This window comes from Dyadobacter sp. AC419, assembly GCF_979253085.1.
Map to the genome: position 1 here is coordinate 1 of NZ_CEEDCD010000027.1, position 17,079 is coordinate 17,079.

17 protein-coding genes and 1 pseudogene are annotated in these 17,079 nt (G+C 46.5%); 11 read left to right on the plus strand and 7 right to left on the minus strand.

Going from position 1 to position 17,079, the window contains the following annotated elements:
* Window positions 1–127: 127 nt before the first annotated feature.
* The 6 genes and pseudogenes from AC0IYG_RS24795 to AC0IYG_RS24820 form a co-directional block, all read left to right on the plus strand.
* Window positions 128–289 (plus strand): annotated as a pseudogene (locus AC0IYG_RS24795) (sugar transferase); the annotation flags it as partial.
* 37 nt (window positions 290–326) lie between these two features.
* Window positions 327–527 (plus strand): sugar transferase, encoded by a 201-nt coding sequence (locus AC0IYG_RS24800; protein ID WP_471713756.1) that lies wholly within the window; start codon window positions 327–329, stop codon window positions 525–527.
* 228 nt (window positions 528–755) lie between these two features.
* Complete coding sequence (locus AC0IYG_RS24805) at window positions 756–1,955, plus strand: polysaccharide lyase (RefSeq protein ID WP_471713757.1); 1,200 nt, start codon at window positions 756–758, stop codon at window positions 1,953–1,955.
* 117 nt (window positions 1,956–2,072) lie between these two features.
* Complete coding sequence (locus tag AC0IYG_RS24810) at window positions 2,073–2,396, plus strand: hypothetical protein (RefSeq protein ID WP_471713759.1); 324 nt, start codon at window positions 2,073–2,075, stop codon at window positions 2,394–2,396.
* Entirely contained in the window at window positions 2,329–2,928 is a 600-nt protein-coding gene (locus AC0IYG_RS24815; protein WP_471713760.1) for a helix-turn-helix transcriptional regulator, read from the plus strand. The genes AC0IYG_RS24810 and AC0IYG_RS24815 overlap by 68 nt, the downstream gene beginning before the upstream one ends.
* Before the next feature lie 73 nt (window positions 2,929–3,001).
* Complete coding sequence (locus AC0IYG_RS24820; protein WP_471713761.1) at window positions 3,002–3,739, plus strand: SDR family NAD(P)-dependent oxidoreductase; 738 nt, start codon at window positions 3,002–3,004, stop codon at window positions 3,737–3,739.
* Between the two features lie 12 nt (window positions 3,740–3,751).
* On the opposite strand, the gene AC0IYG_RS24825 is transcribed toward AC0IYG_RS24820, so the two are convergent.
* The 3 genes from AC0IYG_RS24825 to AC0IYG_RS24835 are packed head-to-tail and all read right to left on the minus strand — an operon-like array spanning window position 3,752 to window position 7,568.
* Window positions 3,752–5,923: a xanthine dehydrogenase family protein molybdopterin-binding subunit gene (locus tag AC0IYG_RS24825; RefSeq protein WP_471713762.1), complete on the minus strand. Its 2,172-nt coding sequence runs from the start codon at window positions 5,921–5,923 to the stop codon at window positions 3,752–3,754.
* An 8-nt stretch (window positions 5,924–5,931) separates the two neighbouring features.
* Window positions 5,932–6,933, minus strand: a complete 1,002-nt coding sequence (locus AC0IYG_RS24830) for an FAD binding domain-containing protein (protein WP_471713763.1) — start codon at window positions 6,931–6,933, stop codon at window positions 5,932–5,934.
* Window positions 6,930–7,568: a (2Fe-2S)-binding protein gene (locus tag AC0IYG_RS24835; protein WP_471713764.1), complete on the minus strand. Its 639-nt coding sequence runs from the start codon at window positions 7,566–7,568 to the stop codon at window positions 6,930–6,932. Before AC0IYG_RS24835 ends, AC0IYG_RS24830 begins: the two co-directional genes overlap by 4 nt.
* A gap of 198 nt (window positions 7,569–7,766) precedes the next feature.
* On the opposite strand from AC0IYG_RS24835, the gene AC0IYG_RS24840 reads away from it, so the two are divergent.
* On the plus strand, window positions 7,767–9,251 hold the full coding sequence (locus AC0IYG_RS24840) for an ArnT family glycosyltransferase (RefSeq protein WP_471713765.1): 1,485 nt from the start codon (window positions 7,767–7,769) through the stop codon (window positions 9,249–9,251).
* Between the two features lie 16 nt (window positions 9,252–9,267).
* Here AC0IYG_RS24840 and AC0IYG_RS24845 read toward each other — a convergent pair whose 3' ends face one another.
* The 4 genes from AC0IYG_RS24845 to AC0IYG_RS24860 form a co-directional block, all read right to left on the minus strand.
* Entirely contained in the window at window positions 9,268–10,185 is a 918-nt protein-coding gene (locus AC0IYG_RS24845; RefSeq protein WP_471713766.1) for an NmrA family NAD(P)-binding protein, read from the minus strand.
* Between the two features lie 67 nt (window positions 10,186–10,252).
* Window positions 10,253–10,711, minus strand: a complete 459-nt coding sequence (locus AC0IYG_RS24850) for a hypothetical protein (protein ID WP_471713767.1) — start codon at window positions 10,709–10,711, stop codon at window positions 10,253–10,255.
* A gap of 42 nt (window positions 10,712–10,753) precedes the next feature.
* Window positions 10,754–11,275: a c-type cytochrome gene (locus tag AC0IYG_RS24855; RefSeq protein WP_471713768.1), complete on the minus strand. Its 522-nt coding sequence runs from the start codon at window positions 11,273–11,275 to the stop codon at window positions 10,754–10,756.
* Complete coding sequence (locus AC0IYG_RS24860; protein ID WP_471713769.1) at window positions 11,256–13,463, minus strand: DUF6797 domain-containing protein; 2,208 nt, start codon at window positions 13,461–13,463, stop codon at window positions 11,256–11,258. Before AC0IYG_RS24860 ends, AC0IYG_RS24855 begins: the two co-directional genes overlap by 20 nt.
* A gap of 335 nt (window positions 13,464–13,798) precedes the next feature.
* Between AC0IYG_RS24860 and AC0IYG_RS24865 the strand changes: the two genes are divergently transcribed.
* The 4 genes from AC0IYG_RS24865 to AC0IYG_RS24880 are packed head-to-tail and all read left to right on the plus strand — an operon-like array spanning window position 13,799 to window position 17,026.
* Window positions 13,799–14,896 (plus strand): hypothetical protein, encoded by a 1,098-nt coding sequence (locus AC0IYG_RS24865; protein ID WP_471713770.1) that lies wholly within the window; start codon window positions 13,799–13,801, stop codon window positions 14,894–14,896.
* 26 nt (window positions 14,897–14,922) lie between these two features.
* Window positions 14,923–15,555 carry a hypothetical protein gene (locus AC0IYG_RS24870; protein WP_471713771.1) on the plus strand — a complete coding sequence of 211 codons (633 nt, stop codon included), beginning with the start codon at window positions 14,923–14,925 and terminating at the stop codon, window positions 15,553–15,555.
* Window positions 15,556–15,978 carry a C1q-like domain-containing protein gene (locus AC0IYG_RS24875; RefSeq protein ID WP_471713772.1) on the plus strand — a complete coding sequence of 141 codons (423 nt, stop codon included), beginning with the start codon at window positions 15,556–15,558 and terminating at the stop codon, window positions 15,976–15,978. It abuts the gene before it with no gap.
* A gap of 40 nt (window positions 15,979–16,018) precedes the next feature.
* Window positions 16,019–17,026, plus strand: coding sequence for a T9SS type A sorting domain-containing protein (locus AC0IYG_RS24880; RefSeq protein ID WP_471713774.1), 1,008 nt, complete (start codon window positions 16,019–16,021; stop codon window positions 17,024–17,026).
* Window positions 17,027–17,079 lie beyond the last annotated feature (53 nt).

A 17,079-nucleotide genomic window follows, 5' to 3' on the forward strand; every position in this document is an offset into this window, starting at 1 on the left:
TTTTCTACAAGCCTACCTTCAACTTCGTTATCAGCCGATATTAACAACCTCATTGTCCGTTCTCTAGTTTTCGCATTTATCGTGAAACGCTTTCGCGTTTTTAGTACGCACGCTTTCAACCATGCGTATGGACGCGCATAAATATGGCTTGCAACATTCTCTTGGCTCCAAAGATCCGCGTATAACGACAATCGGCAACATCCTGCGCAAAACCCGTCTGGACGAATTACCGCAATTCCTAAACGTGTTGAAAGGCGAAATGTCTGTGGTTGGCCCGCGCCCGCTGCACAAATATGACGTGGATATGTTAATGCAGGCCGCCAGCCATGATTTTCAAGAAAGCACTTACAATTCGCCCCGGAATTACCTCAATAGGCCAAATCAAGGTTGGTTACGCTACCAATTCATCAGAAAACCTACATAGACTCAGATATGACATACTTTACTTGAACACATATAGTCTTACTACGGATCTCTATCTAATCTGGCTCACCATTCAAGTCATTGTGCTTGGCAAAGGCAGGTAAGGATTTGCAGATTTAGATTTTTACAAAAAAATTATTTTAGGATCCCGGTCAAATTGTTGACCGGGATTTTTGTTGTTACCAATCTGTAAATCAATGTGTTCTAAACCTAAATAAAATTAACCTACGTATTTATTCTACATATTTATAGAATATACGCACATAGTTGTTAATTAATGTCGAAAGAATTCCTATAATTGAGAAGTTTTACTACTAATCCTCTCAACATTATTGAAACAACTTTATGAACCTAACCCGCAATTCAGGTTTTCGCTAAAAAGTGCATTGACAGTAATCCTGTTTTTCAATTTCATGTTTGGCTGTAAAGATCCCAACGTAGCCGAATTAACAGCCGTTGACCCCAACACCAACCAAAGTGCCGAATCTGCCGACGGCAGTGCATTGAAGACCGGAGACGATTCTCCCTCGATGATCAGCTATCATTTTGACCAGGAAATCGGGAATTGGTATGAAAATTCAACCTGCTGCCCTTGGTCTATGACCCTTAACAAATCCATCAAGCGGGCGGGGTCGAGTTCATTAAAAGTTGAGTTAAAAAGAGAAGATACGCCCAACGACCACCGCGCAGAGCTTGGCCAGGCACCCAACATGAACCCGGAAGGCTGGTATGGGTTCTCCGTATATTTTCCATCATCATTTGTAAAAGAATCTATCGAAGAAAGCATTGTGCAATGGAATTCGCTGCCTGATTTGAAAGAAGGCGAATCATGGAGAAGCGCTCCGCTTTTTCTGGGCATCCTGGACGACCGCTTTGTACTTGAAATCCGCAGCGACGCCAACCGCATCACAAAACACGACTTCTCATTTACAAGACTGGATCTGGGTCCGGTGGATAAAGAAAAGTGGCATGACTGGGTTTTTCACATTAAATGGGCTTATGATAACACAGGGATCATTGAAGTTTGGAAGAATAAAAAGCTGATTGTGAGCCGGATAAATCAACCGAATTCATACAATGATGCCATGTTCCCTTACTTCAAGTTCGGGATCTACAAATGGGACTGGTCGCACAGATCCACCGAAGGAATCGATTCGAGAACCATGTATATGGATGAAATTTCAATCGGCAACGGCACCGCAGATTTCAGCAAGGTTTCCCCGGCAGCCGTTTCAGAGCCATTGCCTGTAACATTAGCCAGTTTCAGTGTAACCAAAGTTGCTAACACCGCAAAGTTGAAGTGGAGCACAAGCCAGGAAGTAAACTCGGACCGTTTTTACATCCAGCGCAGCACCAATGCAAAAGACTGGAAAAATATCGGCGAAAAAGCATCCGCATCCGAAAGCCAAAAACTGCTCAACTACGCATTCACCGACCCAAAACCCGTCAAAGGAACCAGCTATTACCGCCTAAAAATGGTCGACAAAGATCAGACGTTCACTTTTAGCAGTATTAAAAGTTTTAAGTTTTGATGCAACCGGACTCAAACTAAAAAGGCTATTTATCACCTCATCCTTATCTTTATGAAGATTTAATTACGCACAACACCAAAATGCAACTTCTTCGAGAGAATCAGCGCTTGCCGGTTTATGCGCTGGAACCGGATCGGGCAACGGGTGATCAGTCTTTTAGGATGTATCATCTGGAAGGGCAGCTTGCCGCATAAGTCGGATTTGCTTGTTCCGCATCGGAAGGACCATTATCTGATCGCTTTTATCCGGCAGGCGGGCAGCAGGCAGTGGATAGACATGATTCCGCATACACTCGAAGCGAACACCATTTGCTTTACGAACCCAAATCAGGTCATCGTCAAGGAAGAATCGAAACGGTTGTGGAGCACTGCCATTGCTTTTACGCCTGAATTTTTGTCTCTTCCAGCAAGGCGCTGCTCTGAACAAACTGCCGATCATTGAAAATCCTTACAATGGACTTCAATTAGTGCTTAGCTCGGAAGATGTAAGCTTTGTTGACGACATTTTGGCAAAAATTACCGCCGAATATCGTAGCCCCAATCAATGGCAAAATCGCATGCTGGGCGCTTATCTGACGGTTTTGCTTACTTATTTAAGCCGTTTATACACGGAGCAGTTTGAGGAAAACCATGCTTCGGTGGAGCATATAATGGTCAAAAAGTTTCAGACAAAAATCAACGAATGTTTCCGTGAGCTGCGGGAAGTTGGCGATTATGCATCTGAAATGAATATTTCCCCAGGACATTTGAGTGATATTGTCAAAAGCCAGAGCGGCAAGCCGGCCATCAAGCACATTCATGACCGCATTGTGCTGGAAGCCCGGCTGCTGCTTTTTCACACGGATCAGTCACTGAAAGAGATCGGCTACGACCTGGGTTTTGCAGAAGCTTCTTACTTCAACCGGTTCTTCAAACGGGAAACGGGCATCACGCCGGCAGAGTATCGCACGAACATCCGTGAAATGTACCATTGATACTGCGCAATGTGTCACTTCCAGGCAGGCACCCCTCGCTAGTTTTGTACTGTTCAATTAAATGTCAAAAAAGATGAAAACAGTATTGATTACAGGGGCAAATAAAAGCATTGGTTTTGAAACAGCCAGACAACTATTACAGCAGGGATATCACGTTTTCATTGGAAGCCGTGATCTTGAAAAAGGCCAGCAGGCGGTAAGCCAGCTCCAATCAGAGGGCCTTCATGCAGTGGAAGCCGTGGAGATTGATGTAGATAAAATCGAATCTGTTCAGGCAGCGCGGGCGGTGATCGGACAAAAAACTGCGGCTTTGGACGTGCTGATCAACAATGCTGGTGTCAGTGGCGCAATGCCGCAACCCGCTTTGGGATCGGATGTGAATCTGTTCCGTGAGGTTTTTGAAACCAATGTGTTTGGTGTAATCACAGTGACGCACGCATTTATGGACCTGCTGCAAGCATCGCCGGAGCCAAGGATTGTGAATGTCACTTCCGGTTTGGGATCGCTGGCTTTGCATAATGATCCTTCCTGGAAGTATTATCCCGTTAAGCCTGCTGCTTATGTAACCTCAAAAGCTGCGCTGAATGCATATACCATCGTTCTCGCCCACGATTTGCGTGGCACCGCATTTAAAGTAAATGCAGTCGATCCGGGTTATACGGCTACGGACTTCAATCATCATTCGGGTCCGGGAACTGTGCCCGACGCGGCGGCCAGAGTGGTAAAAGCGGCTGTTCTTGGTGCGGATGGCCCTACCGGACAGTTTTTCAGTGATGATAATGCACCGGAAACCGGAATAAGTCCCTGGTAAGCCCGCAATGGCTCAAAGCAACTTATCGACCGTGATCGGCAGGTCGCGGACACGTTTGCCGGTCGCGTGAAATACCGCATTGGCAACAGCAGCCGCCACCCCTACAATGGCAATTTCCCCCAAACCTTTCGCACCAATTGGATTTACCCGCATATCGGGCTCGCCAACATAGATGACCTCGATTTGCGGGATGTCCGTTTGCACCGGAATATGATAACTTGCAAAATCACTGGTAATGTAGCGCCCGTAATGATGGTCCATAACCGAAGCTTCCATCAGCGCCATTCCTATGCCACCAACCACGCCGCCAATGGACTGGCTGCGCGCGGTTTTGTAATTAATGATCTTGCCGACGTCTGCACAAGTCACCACCCTTTTGACCCGCACTTCTCCGGTGACCGGGCTTACGCGCACTTCCACAAAATGGCACCCAAAAGAATACATTGAATACTGATCCCGCTCGGGTCCAGACTTGGACTCTTCCGTCATTTCAATGTTTGGTAAATGATGATATTTCAAAATCGCCGAATGTGACTTCGGGGCATTCTCCGGCATTGATGCGGCCAGTTCTGCAAGTTTATTTTTCAAAGCCGTACACACCGCATGTACCGCAGAGCCCACGCTCGGAATTGTTGAAGAGCCATTTTGTCCGGGCGCGTCGGGCAGACTTGAATCGCCAAGCTCGACTTTGATTTTTGAAGGTGAGATGTTCAAAACCTCAGCCGCAATGCTCGTCAAAGCCGTGCCTGTGCCAGGCCCGATATCCATGGACGCACTTTGAATGACAACACTGCCGTCTGCCTGCATTACAACCTTTGCCATACTGGGATGCCGGTGAAAACCATACAGACTTGAAGCCATCCCGTATCCAACCAACTCGCCGCCATCCGTCATGGATCGCGGTGCTAATGTTCTGCGATTCCAGCCGAATTTTTCAGCGCCAAGTGTATAACATTCCTTTAAATGTTTGTCGGACCAAGGCAGGTTTCGCTCCAAATCACGCTCTGCATAATTGACCATCCGCAATTGCAGCGGGTCCATTTTCAGGGCATATGCCAATTCATCCATAGCCGATTCCAGCGCAAACATTCCGGTGGCATCGCCCGGCCCGCGCATCCACGTTGGCGTGTTGACGTCGAGTGGGAGAAGCCGATATTTGGTAATTACATTTGGGCATGCGTAAAGGCTTCTTCCAGCCAAAATTGTCCTCTCTAAATGCTCTTCGTAACGCGAAGTCTGGCCAATTCCTTCATGAATAATTGAAGACAGCTCGCCTTTGGAATTAGAGCCTATCAAAACTTTCTGAACAGTGTAAGGTCTGTAACCAACGGAAGTAAACATCATTTCCCGGCCCAAAACCAACTTTACAGGTCGGCCCAGCTTTTTTGCCGCCAGCGCCGCAGCCACAGAATGCGGCCAAACGCGGATCCCGGATCCAAATGCACCTCCAATAAACTGCGCATTAACCCGCACATTTTCCCTTGGAATTTTGAAAGCCTGCGCAAGGTTTCCCTGCGCTGATTTCACCCCTTGATTTTTGTCATAAACGGTTAAATAATCCCCTTTCCAAACCGCAATAATCGCGTGCGGCTCCATGGGCTGGTGATGTTGCGTGGGGATTGTATAAGTCGCATTGACCTTTACTTGCGCCTTAACAAATGCATCCGCATCGCCCCGCTGATAATCCTGAAATGGTGAATTTTTATTCCGGGAAACGCTGCTGGCAACTGCTGCTTTGGAAATATTTTTTTCAAAATCCGTTTCATGCTCCTCAGCCTGATAAGTTACCACAACCAGCGACGCAGCATAGACGGCCTGCTCCAAAGTTTCAGCAACCACCATTGCAATGGGCTGACCGCTGAAATAAATAAGGGGATCGTAAAAAACGCGAAATGTCGTAGAAGTCTGTGCACGCTCGGGCGGTTGTTTTGCGGTGCCATAACCCGGGACACCAGGCGTGTTCAGATGACTAAGCACGGCCATTACACCAGGCGCAGCATCCGCTTGCGTGGAGTCAATGTTCTGAATGCTTCCCTTTGCAATCGTGCTGTTTATAAGCACCGCGTATAGCAGATCTTTGAAATGATATTCTGCCGAATAAGTCGCTGAGCCTGTGACTTTCACGTGGCCATCAACCCGGTCCAGCGAGGGATTTGGTAAAGGAGAAAAGTTAGGTTCCGTCATAGCAAACATTAAGCAATGCCCGACGCCATTTTAAGCGCATGGGCAATGGCATTGGGAGTCAATTTTAATTTGTAAGCATTGTGCTCAAATGCGCGGGCACCTTCCATGCAGATCGCCGCCGCCTCAGCAAAAACAGCTTCTGACGCTTCCCGACCGATCAATAATTGTTCGGCTTTTTGCATCCGGAGCGGCTTATGCGCCACGCCGCCCAACGCGATCCTGGCCGTCCGGATTACATTTTGATCCATTTCCAATGCCACCGCCACCGAAATCAGTGCAAAAGCATACGACGCCCGATCCCGGACTTTCAGATAATGCACATGCTTGGCGCGGGCAGCGGCTTCCGAAATTTCAATCGCCAGGATCAAATCCCCTTTTTGAAGGTTTGTATCCAGCTCGGGCCTGTCGCCGGGAAACCGATGCAGCTCAGCAAACGGGACTTTGCGCTCGCCTGTTTTGGACAAAATCACCACCACCGCATCCAACGCCAGCAACGCCACACTCATATCACTCGGATGAACCGCAATGCAAGACTTTTCAATATTTGTCTCTTCCACGCCGAAAATGGCATGCGTGCGGTTAATGCCCGCCAACGCACTGCACCCGCTGCCCGTTTTGCGCTTATTACACGCAAATGCGGTGTCATAAAAATAAGGGCAGCGTGTTTGTTGCAGCATATTGCCACCCACTGTGGCCATGTTGCGCAACTGACCTGAGGCACCTGCCTCCAACGCTTGCACCAGCAACGGAAATTGCTTGTTAACCAATTCATCAGCAGCCACATCCGTGTTCGATACCAGTGCACCAATTCGGAGAAATCCGCCTTTTTGTTCAATATTTTTGAGGGGCAGATCATTGATGTCAACCAGTCGGGAAGGCGTGGCAATGCCCCGCTTCATGAGATCGATCAGGTTGGTCCCGCCTGCAATGTAGCACGCATCCCGGTCGGCAGCCATTGCATCCAATGCTGCTTTTGGCCTTGAAGGTTTAATGTATTCAAACGGTTTCATACTTTCTGGCCGCTGTTTTTAACCTCCATAATCGCCGTCACAATGTTGGGATAAGCCCCGCACCGGCATAAGTTACCGCTCATATATTCCTGAATCTGCTCATGAGAGCCGGCTTGTTTTTCCCGGACACAACTTATGGCCGACATAATCTGCCCGGGCGTGCAGTAACCGCATTGAAAACCGTCATGTTTGATAAATGCTTCCTGCATCGGATGCAGCTGCGAACCGGCGCTGACGCCTTCAATGGTTGTGATTTTTTTACCTTGCTGCATAATCGCCAGGCTCAGACAGGCAAGCACCCTTTTTCCATCGACGTGAATGGTGCATGCCCCGCATTGACCGAAATCGCATCCTTTTTTAGTCCCCGTGAGTTGAAGCTTTTCGCGCAGCACATCCAGCACGGTTGTTCTCGTATCAACATTCACCGACTTTTTCTCGCCATTAATGGTCACTTTTAATGTAAAAGTCTGCTGGTTTTCGTCGGGTAATTCGTCGTCTGCACGCAGCAATGCAGCGGGCGCAAATGTCAGACCGGCTAAGGCCATCGATTGCATCAGAAAAAGCCGACGGTCCTGTTGCGGAAGTTCAAAAAAATTGTCCCCCTCCTCCCCCTCATTTTTGGCGTCCTCACTCATAATCAAAATTTGAATGTAACCGGTCGATAATTAATTTTTAACCCTTGCATTATAGAAAGAAGTGTCTGAGGCATATATAATCAATGAAAAAATGAAGACCGGGCTTTTTGCAGGCATGCCGTTTGATAAGTAAAGGCCGTTTCTACGCCATTTTGTGGCTTTTCTGATGTATTATGGCCATTATACTCGACGATTCTCATGGCATACCAAATAAACTTAACCCGGAAAGGCGTCTCGATCTTCCCCGTTTTGGGCTGGATTGTGACCATTACTTTTATCGCAATGACCTTCATTCCCAGGTCGGTCGACAATGTAATGTTTGTAGACGGACTGGCCTACGCGGCCATTTCCAGGAATATGGCATTCGGTCAGGGAAGTTTTTGGCAACCGCATTTCGCTGACTCTTTTTGGCTCACCTATAATAACTTATGCTCGTTCTTCTGCGAGCATCCACCGCTGATGTTTGGAATGCAATCCGTGCTGTTCCGCATTTTTGGCGATTCTGTGGCGGTTGAGAACCTGTATAATGCAATCGTCTTATTTTTTAGCGTTTTGCTGATCAGCCTGATCTGGAAAAGCCTTTTTAAAGATCATTCGCAAATAAAGCAGCAATCCTGGTTACCAATTCTACTTTGGTATGCCCTGCAAATTGTGTGGTGGAGCGTTCCTAACAACCTGCTGGACACAACAATGGCCGTTTTTTGCATGGCATCTTGTTATTTTCAGTTAAAAGCATTTGATAACATCAGATTCCGGCTGGTCTATTGGATTCTGGCGGGTGCAATGGTCGTGCTGGCTTGCCTTACGAAAGGTCCGGTGGGACTTTTTCCGCTCGCATTTTCACTGTTGTACGCCATTGCTTTTGGAAAAAACAATTTACGAAATGGCTTAGTGGGCTGTGCAATTGTAACGGGCACTGTCCTGGTTATCAGCGGCCTTATCCTGCTTTATCCGCCAGCCAGGCTGCTGTTGAGCAATTATTTTGAAGGTCAAATTATGCTCGCCCTGCTCAAAAAACGTGAAAAAGTCAATGGTGACTGGACGGCTCATTTTTACATTCTCAGGCTTTTGGTAAAAAATATTATCCCGCATATCATTCTGACTATCAGCCTGATCATAACGAGCAAATTCCTTAGGATCAAAACAACATTCAGCTCAGAAGCCAAAAGTGCCGCATTGCTGACATTGCTTGTGCTGATATCGATATTAGGACCGATGATGATGAGCGTAAAGCAAGGTGATTATTATCTGATGCCTGCTTTGCCGTTCGTAGGGCTGTTTTTTGGAGCTTGTTCAGTTGAAATGTTGCTCGCTGTTATGGCAAGATTTGGCCGTTCTTCGTTTTATGCTTTGGCTGCGCTCGCTGCTTGTTTCATTGGCGCCATGACTTATCAGCTAATCCATCCGGAAAACGATCGCATGTGCGCCATTGCGAATAACCTGAAAAAGCACATTCCTGCGCATTCAAAGCTCTATTTGCCACAAAACCAATCCATGCTTTCAGAGATGCAGACGCCGCTGCAGCGTTATGCGCAGTTGTCAATTGCGTTTAATCCGCACGAAACAAAATATCTGTATTTTGATTATCTGAACCAGCCAATGCTTGATTCCATCCGCAGAACTGGCGAATACAACATTATCCCCATGATCCACGACACACATCTCGCTGTCAGGGCAAAATAACTTCGTTGAATTGAGCTTAACCTTTGCCCGCAAGCACCTCCCGAATCGACGTCCAGCGCATTTGCGGATAACGATCATTGTCAAGCGGAACGAGCTTTGGCTTGCCGGTGAGCATATTATGCAAATATTGCATGCCCTGCCATGGTGGAAAAACTTCGTCTTTTTGCGGGGCGACCGTTTTGGTAATTTTGATCATTGTGGCTAAAAATCCAAGGCTCCCGGCACGAAGTGTTCCGTATTTTTCACCACTGGCCTGGCTGGCGGCGCGTTGCAAATCATGAATGTTAGCCACTTCGCCAGCAATTCTCAGAAAGCGCGGCGTGGAATCGTCCAATGCGGCCAATGCGGTGTAAGCTGCCGTATCGCGGATCGTCGTAAAATCCATAAGCTGATTAGCGCTGCCCCAATACATGACGCGCTTGATCCCGGACAAGACGACCGGCGCTTGTCCCGTAAGCAGATCCGTAAACATGCCGTTCAGAACCGATGTTGCTGAGATCCCAGACTGATCAATAATGGTGAGAAACTCACGGCGAAGGTCAAGATTGCGGTTGCTTCCGGGGGTGAGTTTGGTAAAATCAATGGAGAAATCGGAAGGGATAAACCGGGGAACACCCGCACTTACGGCGGCTCGTAAAAGCTGCGTTTGTGCATCGACTATAACCTCCCGTAAACCGGATAACGCGCTCACCACGCAGCTTCCGCCGACACAAGCGTTTTTCAATGCCTCCGCATTGTTATAGTCAACTTTTACAACTTTTACACCCAGATTTTCGAGTGCCACAATGCCTTCACCAGAACCTTTTTCACGAACCAACGCGCGGACATTTGCAGCGTGCGCCTGCAAAAAACTGGCGATATGCTGACCCAGCTCGCCTGTGGCGCCTGCAAGGATAATTACTTTTGGATCGGCATTTTGTGAGATCGGAGGCATGAAGTCGGTTGGTGAAATTCGGTTATGACTTCACTTACAACAATTATACCCACTCAAACCGCCGCAACTATTCTGTCGGTCGCGGATCGACGCTTTGCATCAACTGCTGACCCGAAAGCGTTTTAACCTCTTTGTCGAAATGGATCAAACCAATGAATTCCAACGCAGTAAGCTGCCCTTGCGCGCGGCATTCAAATGAAACGGTCGACACTGGCTTGCCAATGTTGAAAGACTTCGAACCCGTTTGCGGATACACATCGATCAACTCCATCAAAACCTGCTGACTGCTGAATTCAAGTGATTTTAGCATAAAACGGTCATAGTCACCATCCCAGCTCAGATAAAGCAAGTGGCGCTCTTCGGGAGCGATTTCGAAGTAAAAGTTAAAGCGCCGCTGATTGGCGAAAAACCCGGAAAGTTGGAGTTCTTTGGACTCGGGATAATATTCTTTGATCTCTTTGCGCAAATAATTGAGCACATCCATACTACGCGGAATTACAGTTTTCTGATTTGCGGCTGAAAACAAATATATCGGATGCGTGCCAAACTTCTATGTTGGTTCGGGAGATTATTTCTTGCGCAACGATTTGATGAACATAGTCACGGACTCGATATCCGAGTCGGTGAGAATGCCCACGAATGAAGGCATTTCTTCATTATAACCCTTCACAATTTTATCGCCGGGTTTCAATATGGATTCGCGAATGTATTTTTCATCTGCCACAGCCGTTGTGCCATCTTCAAACGTCCGTTTTGAACCGTATAAATTCTGAAACGGCGGGCCGTACATTCCATCCGTTTTGAGCCCTTCGGAATGGCAGCCCGCACAAGCCATTTTGGTAAAAATCGCGCTTCCGCGGTCCACAGACGCAGGTTCTTCTTTCACAGCGACTTGCGCCGCTTCTGGTTTTTTAACCGATAAAAGAGCAAGGTCCACGCCTGAAAAACCCAAAGAGTTCAAATCTATTTCTTCGGCTTTATTGACAGTAAACCAAAAACTGTCATTGATCTTCTTTCCATCCGCAGCAGCAATTTTGTAATTAACCTCCATCTGCATCACTTCAGCCATATCAGGAACGAGCAAAAGCACTTTTTTTACGGTCGGCCGACAAGTAGGAAGCAGCAACCGACATGATCTCCTCACCCGTTGAGCCATCCATTTTGAAATGTCCGGACCCATATTCTTCGGTGCGCTGATAATTCCATCTTTTTACCGCAAAATTCGCAGGATCGGAAGCAAATTTCGGGTCAAGCGGCGCATCAAAACCCAGGACAATGCCTTGCTTGCCTGCTCTGAATAAGTCGGGCATGTAACTCGGCTTCCCGGTGTAACGCAGCCGCAAAAGCGCACTTATTCCAGTTGAAGTGGAGCCCCACAAGTTAAAACCTGCGACATAAAGCTGCCCATCCACCGGGTTTGTAATGCCTTTTGAAGTCGGTGCCGGATAGTCCGCATGAATCGCCGAAACACCACCTTGCGTAATGCTGGAAGCGCTGTCGATCAGGACGCGGAACAGCCCCGGACGGCCAAAAGAAAAGTGAATAAGGTTACCATTAAGCGGGCCCATTTTGTCAGAAGTGATCCAGGCCTGACTTATCGCGGAGCGGTCCACTCTGTGCGGAATCCAGGTCAGCGGCGATGCAACAGGCGGATTATCCGTGCGGTGCATTGTTGGCTGCACGCCATAATAATCGCCTTTTTTAATGATGTAAATCGGCGTGGACGGTACAAAATTTCCCTGCTGATCGGAGGCTGTTAATGTGCCTTTTTGCGGATGAATGCTCAGATACGGCCCTCTTAATCCCGTTGCAATGACCTCAGCGCTTAACCCATCCCTGCTTATTTTAAGGATTGCACCATTCTGGCTCGATCCCGATCTGAAACCTTTGCCGGTCTTGGAAGTCATGCCTGGACCATTGTCCAGACTGCCCCCTTTGGCAATGTAAAACGTCTGGTCCGGAGCCGTCACCATATCGGCCGCCCATTCCCGTGACTCGGCTGACTGCTCCATGATATTGGAGAAGTTTTCGTAAAAGTCCGCAACGCCGTCTTTATTGATATCGTGCAATTTAACAATGCCTTCCCTGCCAAAAATATAAACCTGCTCATTCAAAATCTCAATGCTCATAGGTTCATGAAAACCCGATGCAAACCGCGTCCATTTCAGATTTTGTAGGTTTTTATCAATTCCTTCAATCATCCACACATCGCCTTCGAATGTAATGACACTGGCGCGGCCGTCTTTAAAGAATGCAATATCAGCCACCCTGACATTGCGTTTCCAGGGATTTGGCAAAGGCAAGATCAACTGATCCGTCACAAATGCAGCCGTGTCTGGCGCCAGCTTACCCTTAGTCACCACCGTTTCTTTCCATAATGCAGGGCCTCCTTTTTTGTAATCGGGAAAGTTGATCTTTGTTTTCTTGCAATAATTTTCAAATGCTTTTTTCAACCGCGCAGGCCCTTTCCAGATCACAACAGTTTCAATTCCGATTTTCGAAGAAGCACTGACTTTAACTGTTAAAAACTGATTACCAGCAATTTCAGGCTGTAAAAAACTGCTTTTACCTAAAACACCGACCGCTGTCACGGTGTCTTTATTGGCGCCATGATATAGATAAGCGATTTTGCCCTTCAACTCCGAGCCTGTTGCATTCCTGACTTCCGCCGCAGTGAGGAAAATATCTTTGGAATTGTTATCGAATTGAAATGTTCGGGTAAAAACGGTTTGATCTTCAAAGTTCGTGCTGCCCGGCAACTCAGCCACATTGGTTCCACCAACTGAATAATTGAGAACAGCCTGATTTCCATACACATAAACACCTTTCCAGCGGCCTTTTTCCGCTGGCATAGGCGCCCAGGTCGGCTGTTTGATTTCATTTATTTTGGACAAATCTCCTGAAAAGGGTTTTTCCAACGTCCAGCCCGGATACAAGCCTGTCGCCATTTTAGCATCACCCGTGAGCGAGGCAATTTTATTGTTTTTATTAAAAAAGTCTTTGTAAGAAATCTGCGCCATCAAAACCATTGGCAAATATTGACCCGTCCAAGCCACCGACCAGCGCAGAAGATCCGTATCAAAACAAACAAAAGCATCGCCTCCGAGCTGCAAAGCCAATGTTCGCGCCGCCATATTATCTTGCGGATAAGCCGGCCCAAGCTTGCGTGCATCCACCGATGTTGAAATATAGGGAAATCCGTTTTCAATAAACGAGCCGAGATCCAGCGAATCTTTGTAGTTTGAAACAACCGCTTGATTATCCGTATAACCGGTCAAAAAGATGGATCCTAACGTCAAAATACACATCCAGACTGCTCCAAGGTGTTTACGGCAAAAATTCAAGATCATGAGCATGTTAAATCGCATAATAAAAAGAACATATTCAAAAGTAGGGTGTGGTTTAAAAGTTACTTGGAAAAACGTCTGAAAAACGGAAAGCGGATTTACCAATTCAATTGCGACGAAATTCTAAGCATTTCACCCCACCCTTTTGCCGATAAATAACCCAAAACAACACAAGGCACATTAGATTCTTCATTCAGTTAATCGCTGCGCAATTTCCGATATCGCATTAAGGCAGTGCGTCATTCAATTTCGTAAATCTTGCTGTCATGAAGAAAATTTTACTACTATTCACCCTACTCTGGTTCCAGCAAAAGCTATTCGCCCAAACAATCGGAACTGTCGGAATCAACACTTATTACCCCGATCCAAGCGCAGTTTTGGACGTGCAAGCAACCAACAAAGGCGTGTTGCTACCACGTGTATTTTTGCAGTCAATGCCGGACAAGCTAACGATACCAGATCCAGAAAAAGGCTTACTTATCTTCAATACAAATCCAGCATTATTTAAAGGGACCGGCTTTTTTATGAATGCCGGATCTACCGCGGACCCACTATGGACGAATGTTGAAGCAAATATTAAATTTCCATTCAGTCAGTCTTACGCCAGTTCAAAACCACTTTTGTCACTTTTTAATACCGCTACAACTTCCAGTGCCACATCCTTATGGGGCTATTCCGGAAACGGTCCGGCTGTAAAAGGGATCTCGACAGAGGGAACTGGGATTTCTGGTTTCAGTAATGAAACCGGAACAGGAATCTTTGCTTCTTCACCAGCCAATCTGGCAATGGAAGTTGATGGTAAACTAAGGATCACAGGGGCGAACGTGAGTCAGGGAAGCGGGAAAGTCCTTACTGCGTTAGACGTTTCTGGAAATGCTCACTGGGCTACACCTGTCAACGAATATGACAACACGTTCACTGGTTTCCAGGTATCCGGGGTTCTAGGTGGAGGTAATCAGAATATGTCTGAAAGCAGCTTTGTTAAGATTGCCTTTGCACACCAGACTTATGATGTTGGAGACAGCTATAATGACGCAAATATGTCTCCCCACAGCACGTTTAATGCGCCTAAACACGGAATTTACCATTTCGATGTCCTTGTGCGCTGGGATCACACATTTTATCAAAGCACTTTTGGCCCAACAATAAAATTGGTTAGAATTCGCGGTGGGGTTACAACTGAATTGTCAGAAAACAGAGCTTGGTCTGCTAATGGACGGTACACGTCCCATCTGGCTATCGATTGCGAACTATTGCCAGGTGATTTGGTGAATGTAATTGCGCGGTCTTACGCCCCTCAGGTTGCCCTGGCGGTTAATGACGCTGACGCACATTTCAATGGTCATCTTGCTATTGATCTTTAAATTAAACAATCAAAGTTTATAGACATATGAAAATTCTATTTACCTCCATATTTATCGTATTAATTTTGCAAAAAGCGCTTTCTCAAAGTGTCGGCATTAATACCAATTCTCCACACCAAAGTTCCGTTCTAGACATTAGCAGTTCAAATAAAGGAGTTTTGTTCCCGAAGATTTCTCTGCAATCAACTTCTGATAAGACTACTGTACCAAACCCTGCAAATGCACTCCTGCTTTACAATACAAACTCGTTGATTGGGCCAGAAGGTTTTTACTACAATTCCGGATCGCAAACTACGCCCAATTGGAAGATGCTGGGAGCCCGACTAAGTCTTCCTTTAACCGAAGTTGGAAGCAATGCCGGAGCGCTACTTTTCTTAGAAAACACAGACAGTTCACCTAATTCAATAGCCATATCAGGATATTCCGAAGTGATAGGCATCAGAGGTGCATCGAATTTGGGAACGGGCATATACGGAACAAGCACCAATGGCATTGGCGTCTTGGCTCATAGTGCACTTGGATTGGCTTTGCATGTTAATGGAAAGTTAAAAATTGCCGGAAACGGGCAGTCCCCTGATGTTGGAAAAGTACTCACTTCCGATGCTGACGGTAACGCAACCTGGCAACCACCCTTTAAAAATTTAGTAGCATTTTCTTAAATGGGCATTAACGGTGCAGGAAGTATTAATTCGCTAGACGGTCAGGATTTTGTTGTTGTAAACTTCGGCACCATCGGGTATAATTTAGGGGGATATTACAGTGCCAATGCCAATTCTTTTACTGTGCCATATAACGGAGTATATCACTTTGACGCTATGGTAGAATGGACGCACCCAGATGCGGATCTTATCTTCAGTCCAACTGTGCAGATAGTGAGGGTACGAAACAATGTCAGGACTATCATTGCTACTGATTACAGATATCATGCACAATCAAAATACACTTCGATGATAACAGTCGATTGCGAATTACAGCAGGGCGACGTTGTATTCGTAATTGGCATGTCAGGAACCAACGGCATCGAGCTGGAAACTTCTAACTCAACGGCACATTTCAATGGACGGCTTCTGCAGAAGCTTTAATGCACTCCATATTCAATTCACTAGCTAATCATCATTCTTTATGAAAACCAAATACTTTTTTACAGCGCTGCTGGCTTCTTGCTCCACTTTCGTTGACGCTCAGGCGCAGCTTAAATCAGGCAATAACAGCTTTTTTATATCGCCGGGAACAGTTGTGACGGTCAGCGCTTTGTCGCTGACTCCTACAGAAGGGACGAATCTGAACAACAATGAGATAACGCATTCCAGCGAGGCTGTTGTAGGAAAGCCAACAGGCAGCATTAGCCGGGTTTACAAATTTGCTAATCCATTTTCGATGAAGGGGAAAGTGCTGATAACGTATCTTGAATCAGAGCTGAATGAGAATTCTGAGGATATGCTGCAAATCGCGACTGCCGGGGCGAATGAGGTGTATCCGATTCCAACGGATAAAAGCACTGCGGATCCGATATTGAATAATGTTTCCGAATCAGGCGACTGGACTAATGTTAGTTTTATTACTGCAACGTCTTCCGGCAGCGCATTACCCGTTACGCTCATCGATTTCGTAGCTGCGCAAAAAGAGCATGATGTTGTTCTGACTTGGAGCACTTCATCCGAAGCCAATAGCGATTTTTTTGAAATACAACACAGCACAGACGGTAAGAACTGGCTGGCGCTAGGGAAAGTTAAATCAAATGGTGAGAGCAAAGTTGAGCGCACTTACTCCTACGTACATGAGCAGCCGTTAGCAGCTGAACATTATTACCGCTTGCGAATGGTCGATAATGACGGAAGCTTTGCATTTAGCCGGATCAGGAATATCCGGACATCAAGTGATCTTCGAATTTCTTTTCATCCAAATCCGGTTGTTGACTTTCTAACCATTGGCTCGGGAAATAATGAAGCACTAGAACATGTTAAAATCATCAGCAAGTCGGGACGGGTTGTTTACGAGGCAAACAAGAACGAGCTGAAACAGCTGCCTGATAATACGATCAACTTGAAGAAGTTATCCGCAGGCATTTACGTAATTCAAGTCACCAGTCAGGACGGGACTTTCCACACGTCAAAATTGATTAAAAACTAATGTCAGCACAGCCTGGATAAATAGTCCAGGCTGTGCCATGATATACGGAATTG

Bases quoted from the DNA above. Each gene is read 5' to 3' on its own strand.
- AC0IYG_RS24875 (WP_471713772.1), top strand. From the start codon at position 15,556: ATGGGCATTAACGGTGCAGGAAGTATTAATTCGCTAGACGGTCAGGAT.
- AC0IYG_RS24825 (WP_471713762.1), bottom strand. From the start codon at position 5,923: ATGACGGAACCTAACTTTTCTCCTTTACCAAATCCCTCGCTGGACCGG.
- AC0IYG_RS24880 (WP_471713774.1), top strand. From the start codon at position 16,019: ATGAAAACCAAATACTTTTTTACAGCGCTGCTGGCTTCTTGCTCCACT.
- AC0IYG_RS24870 (WP_471713771.1), top strand. From the start codon at position 14,923: ATGAAAATTCTATTTACCTCCATATTTATCGTATTAATTTTGCAAAAA.
- AC0IYG_RS24835 (WP_471713764.1), bottom strand. From the start codon at position 7,568: ATGAGTGAGGACGCCAAAAATGAGGGGGAGGAGGGGGACAATTTTTTT.
- AC0IYG_RS24830 (WP_471713763.1), bottom strand. From the start codon at position 6,933: ATGAAACCGTTTGAATACATTAAACCTTCAAGGCCAAAAGCAGCATTG.
- AC0IYG_RS24800 (WP_471713756.1), top strand. From the start codon at position 327: ATGATTTTCAAGAAAGCACTTACAATTCGCCCCGGAATTACCTCAATA.
- AC0IYG_RS24820 (WP_471713761.1), top strand. From the start codon at position 3,002: ATGAAAACAGTATTGATTACAGGGGCAAATAAAAGCATTGGTTTTGAA.
- AC0IYG_RS24845 (WP_471713766.1), bottom strand. From the start codon at position 10,185: ATGCCTCCGATCTCACAAAATGCCGATCCAAAAGTAATTATCCTTGCA.
- AC0IYG_RS24810 (WP_471713759.1), top strand. From the start codon at position 2,073: ATGCGCTGGAACCGGATCGGGCAACGGGTGATCAGTCTTTTAGGATGT.
- AC0IYG_RS24840 (WP_471713765.1), top strand. From the start codon at position 7,767: ATGGCATACCAAATAAACTTAACCCGGAAAGGCGTCTCGATCTTCCCC.
- AC0IYG_RS24865 (WP_471713770.1), top strand. From the start codon at position 13,799: ATGAAGAAAATTTTACTACTATTCACCCTACTCTGGTTCCAGCAAAAG.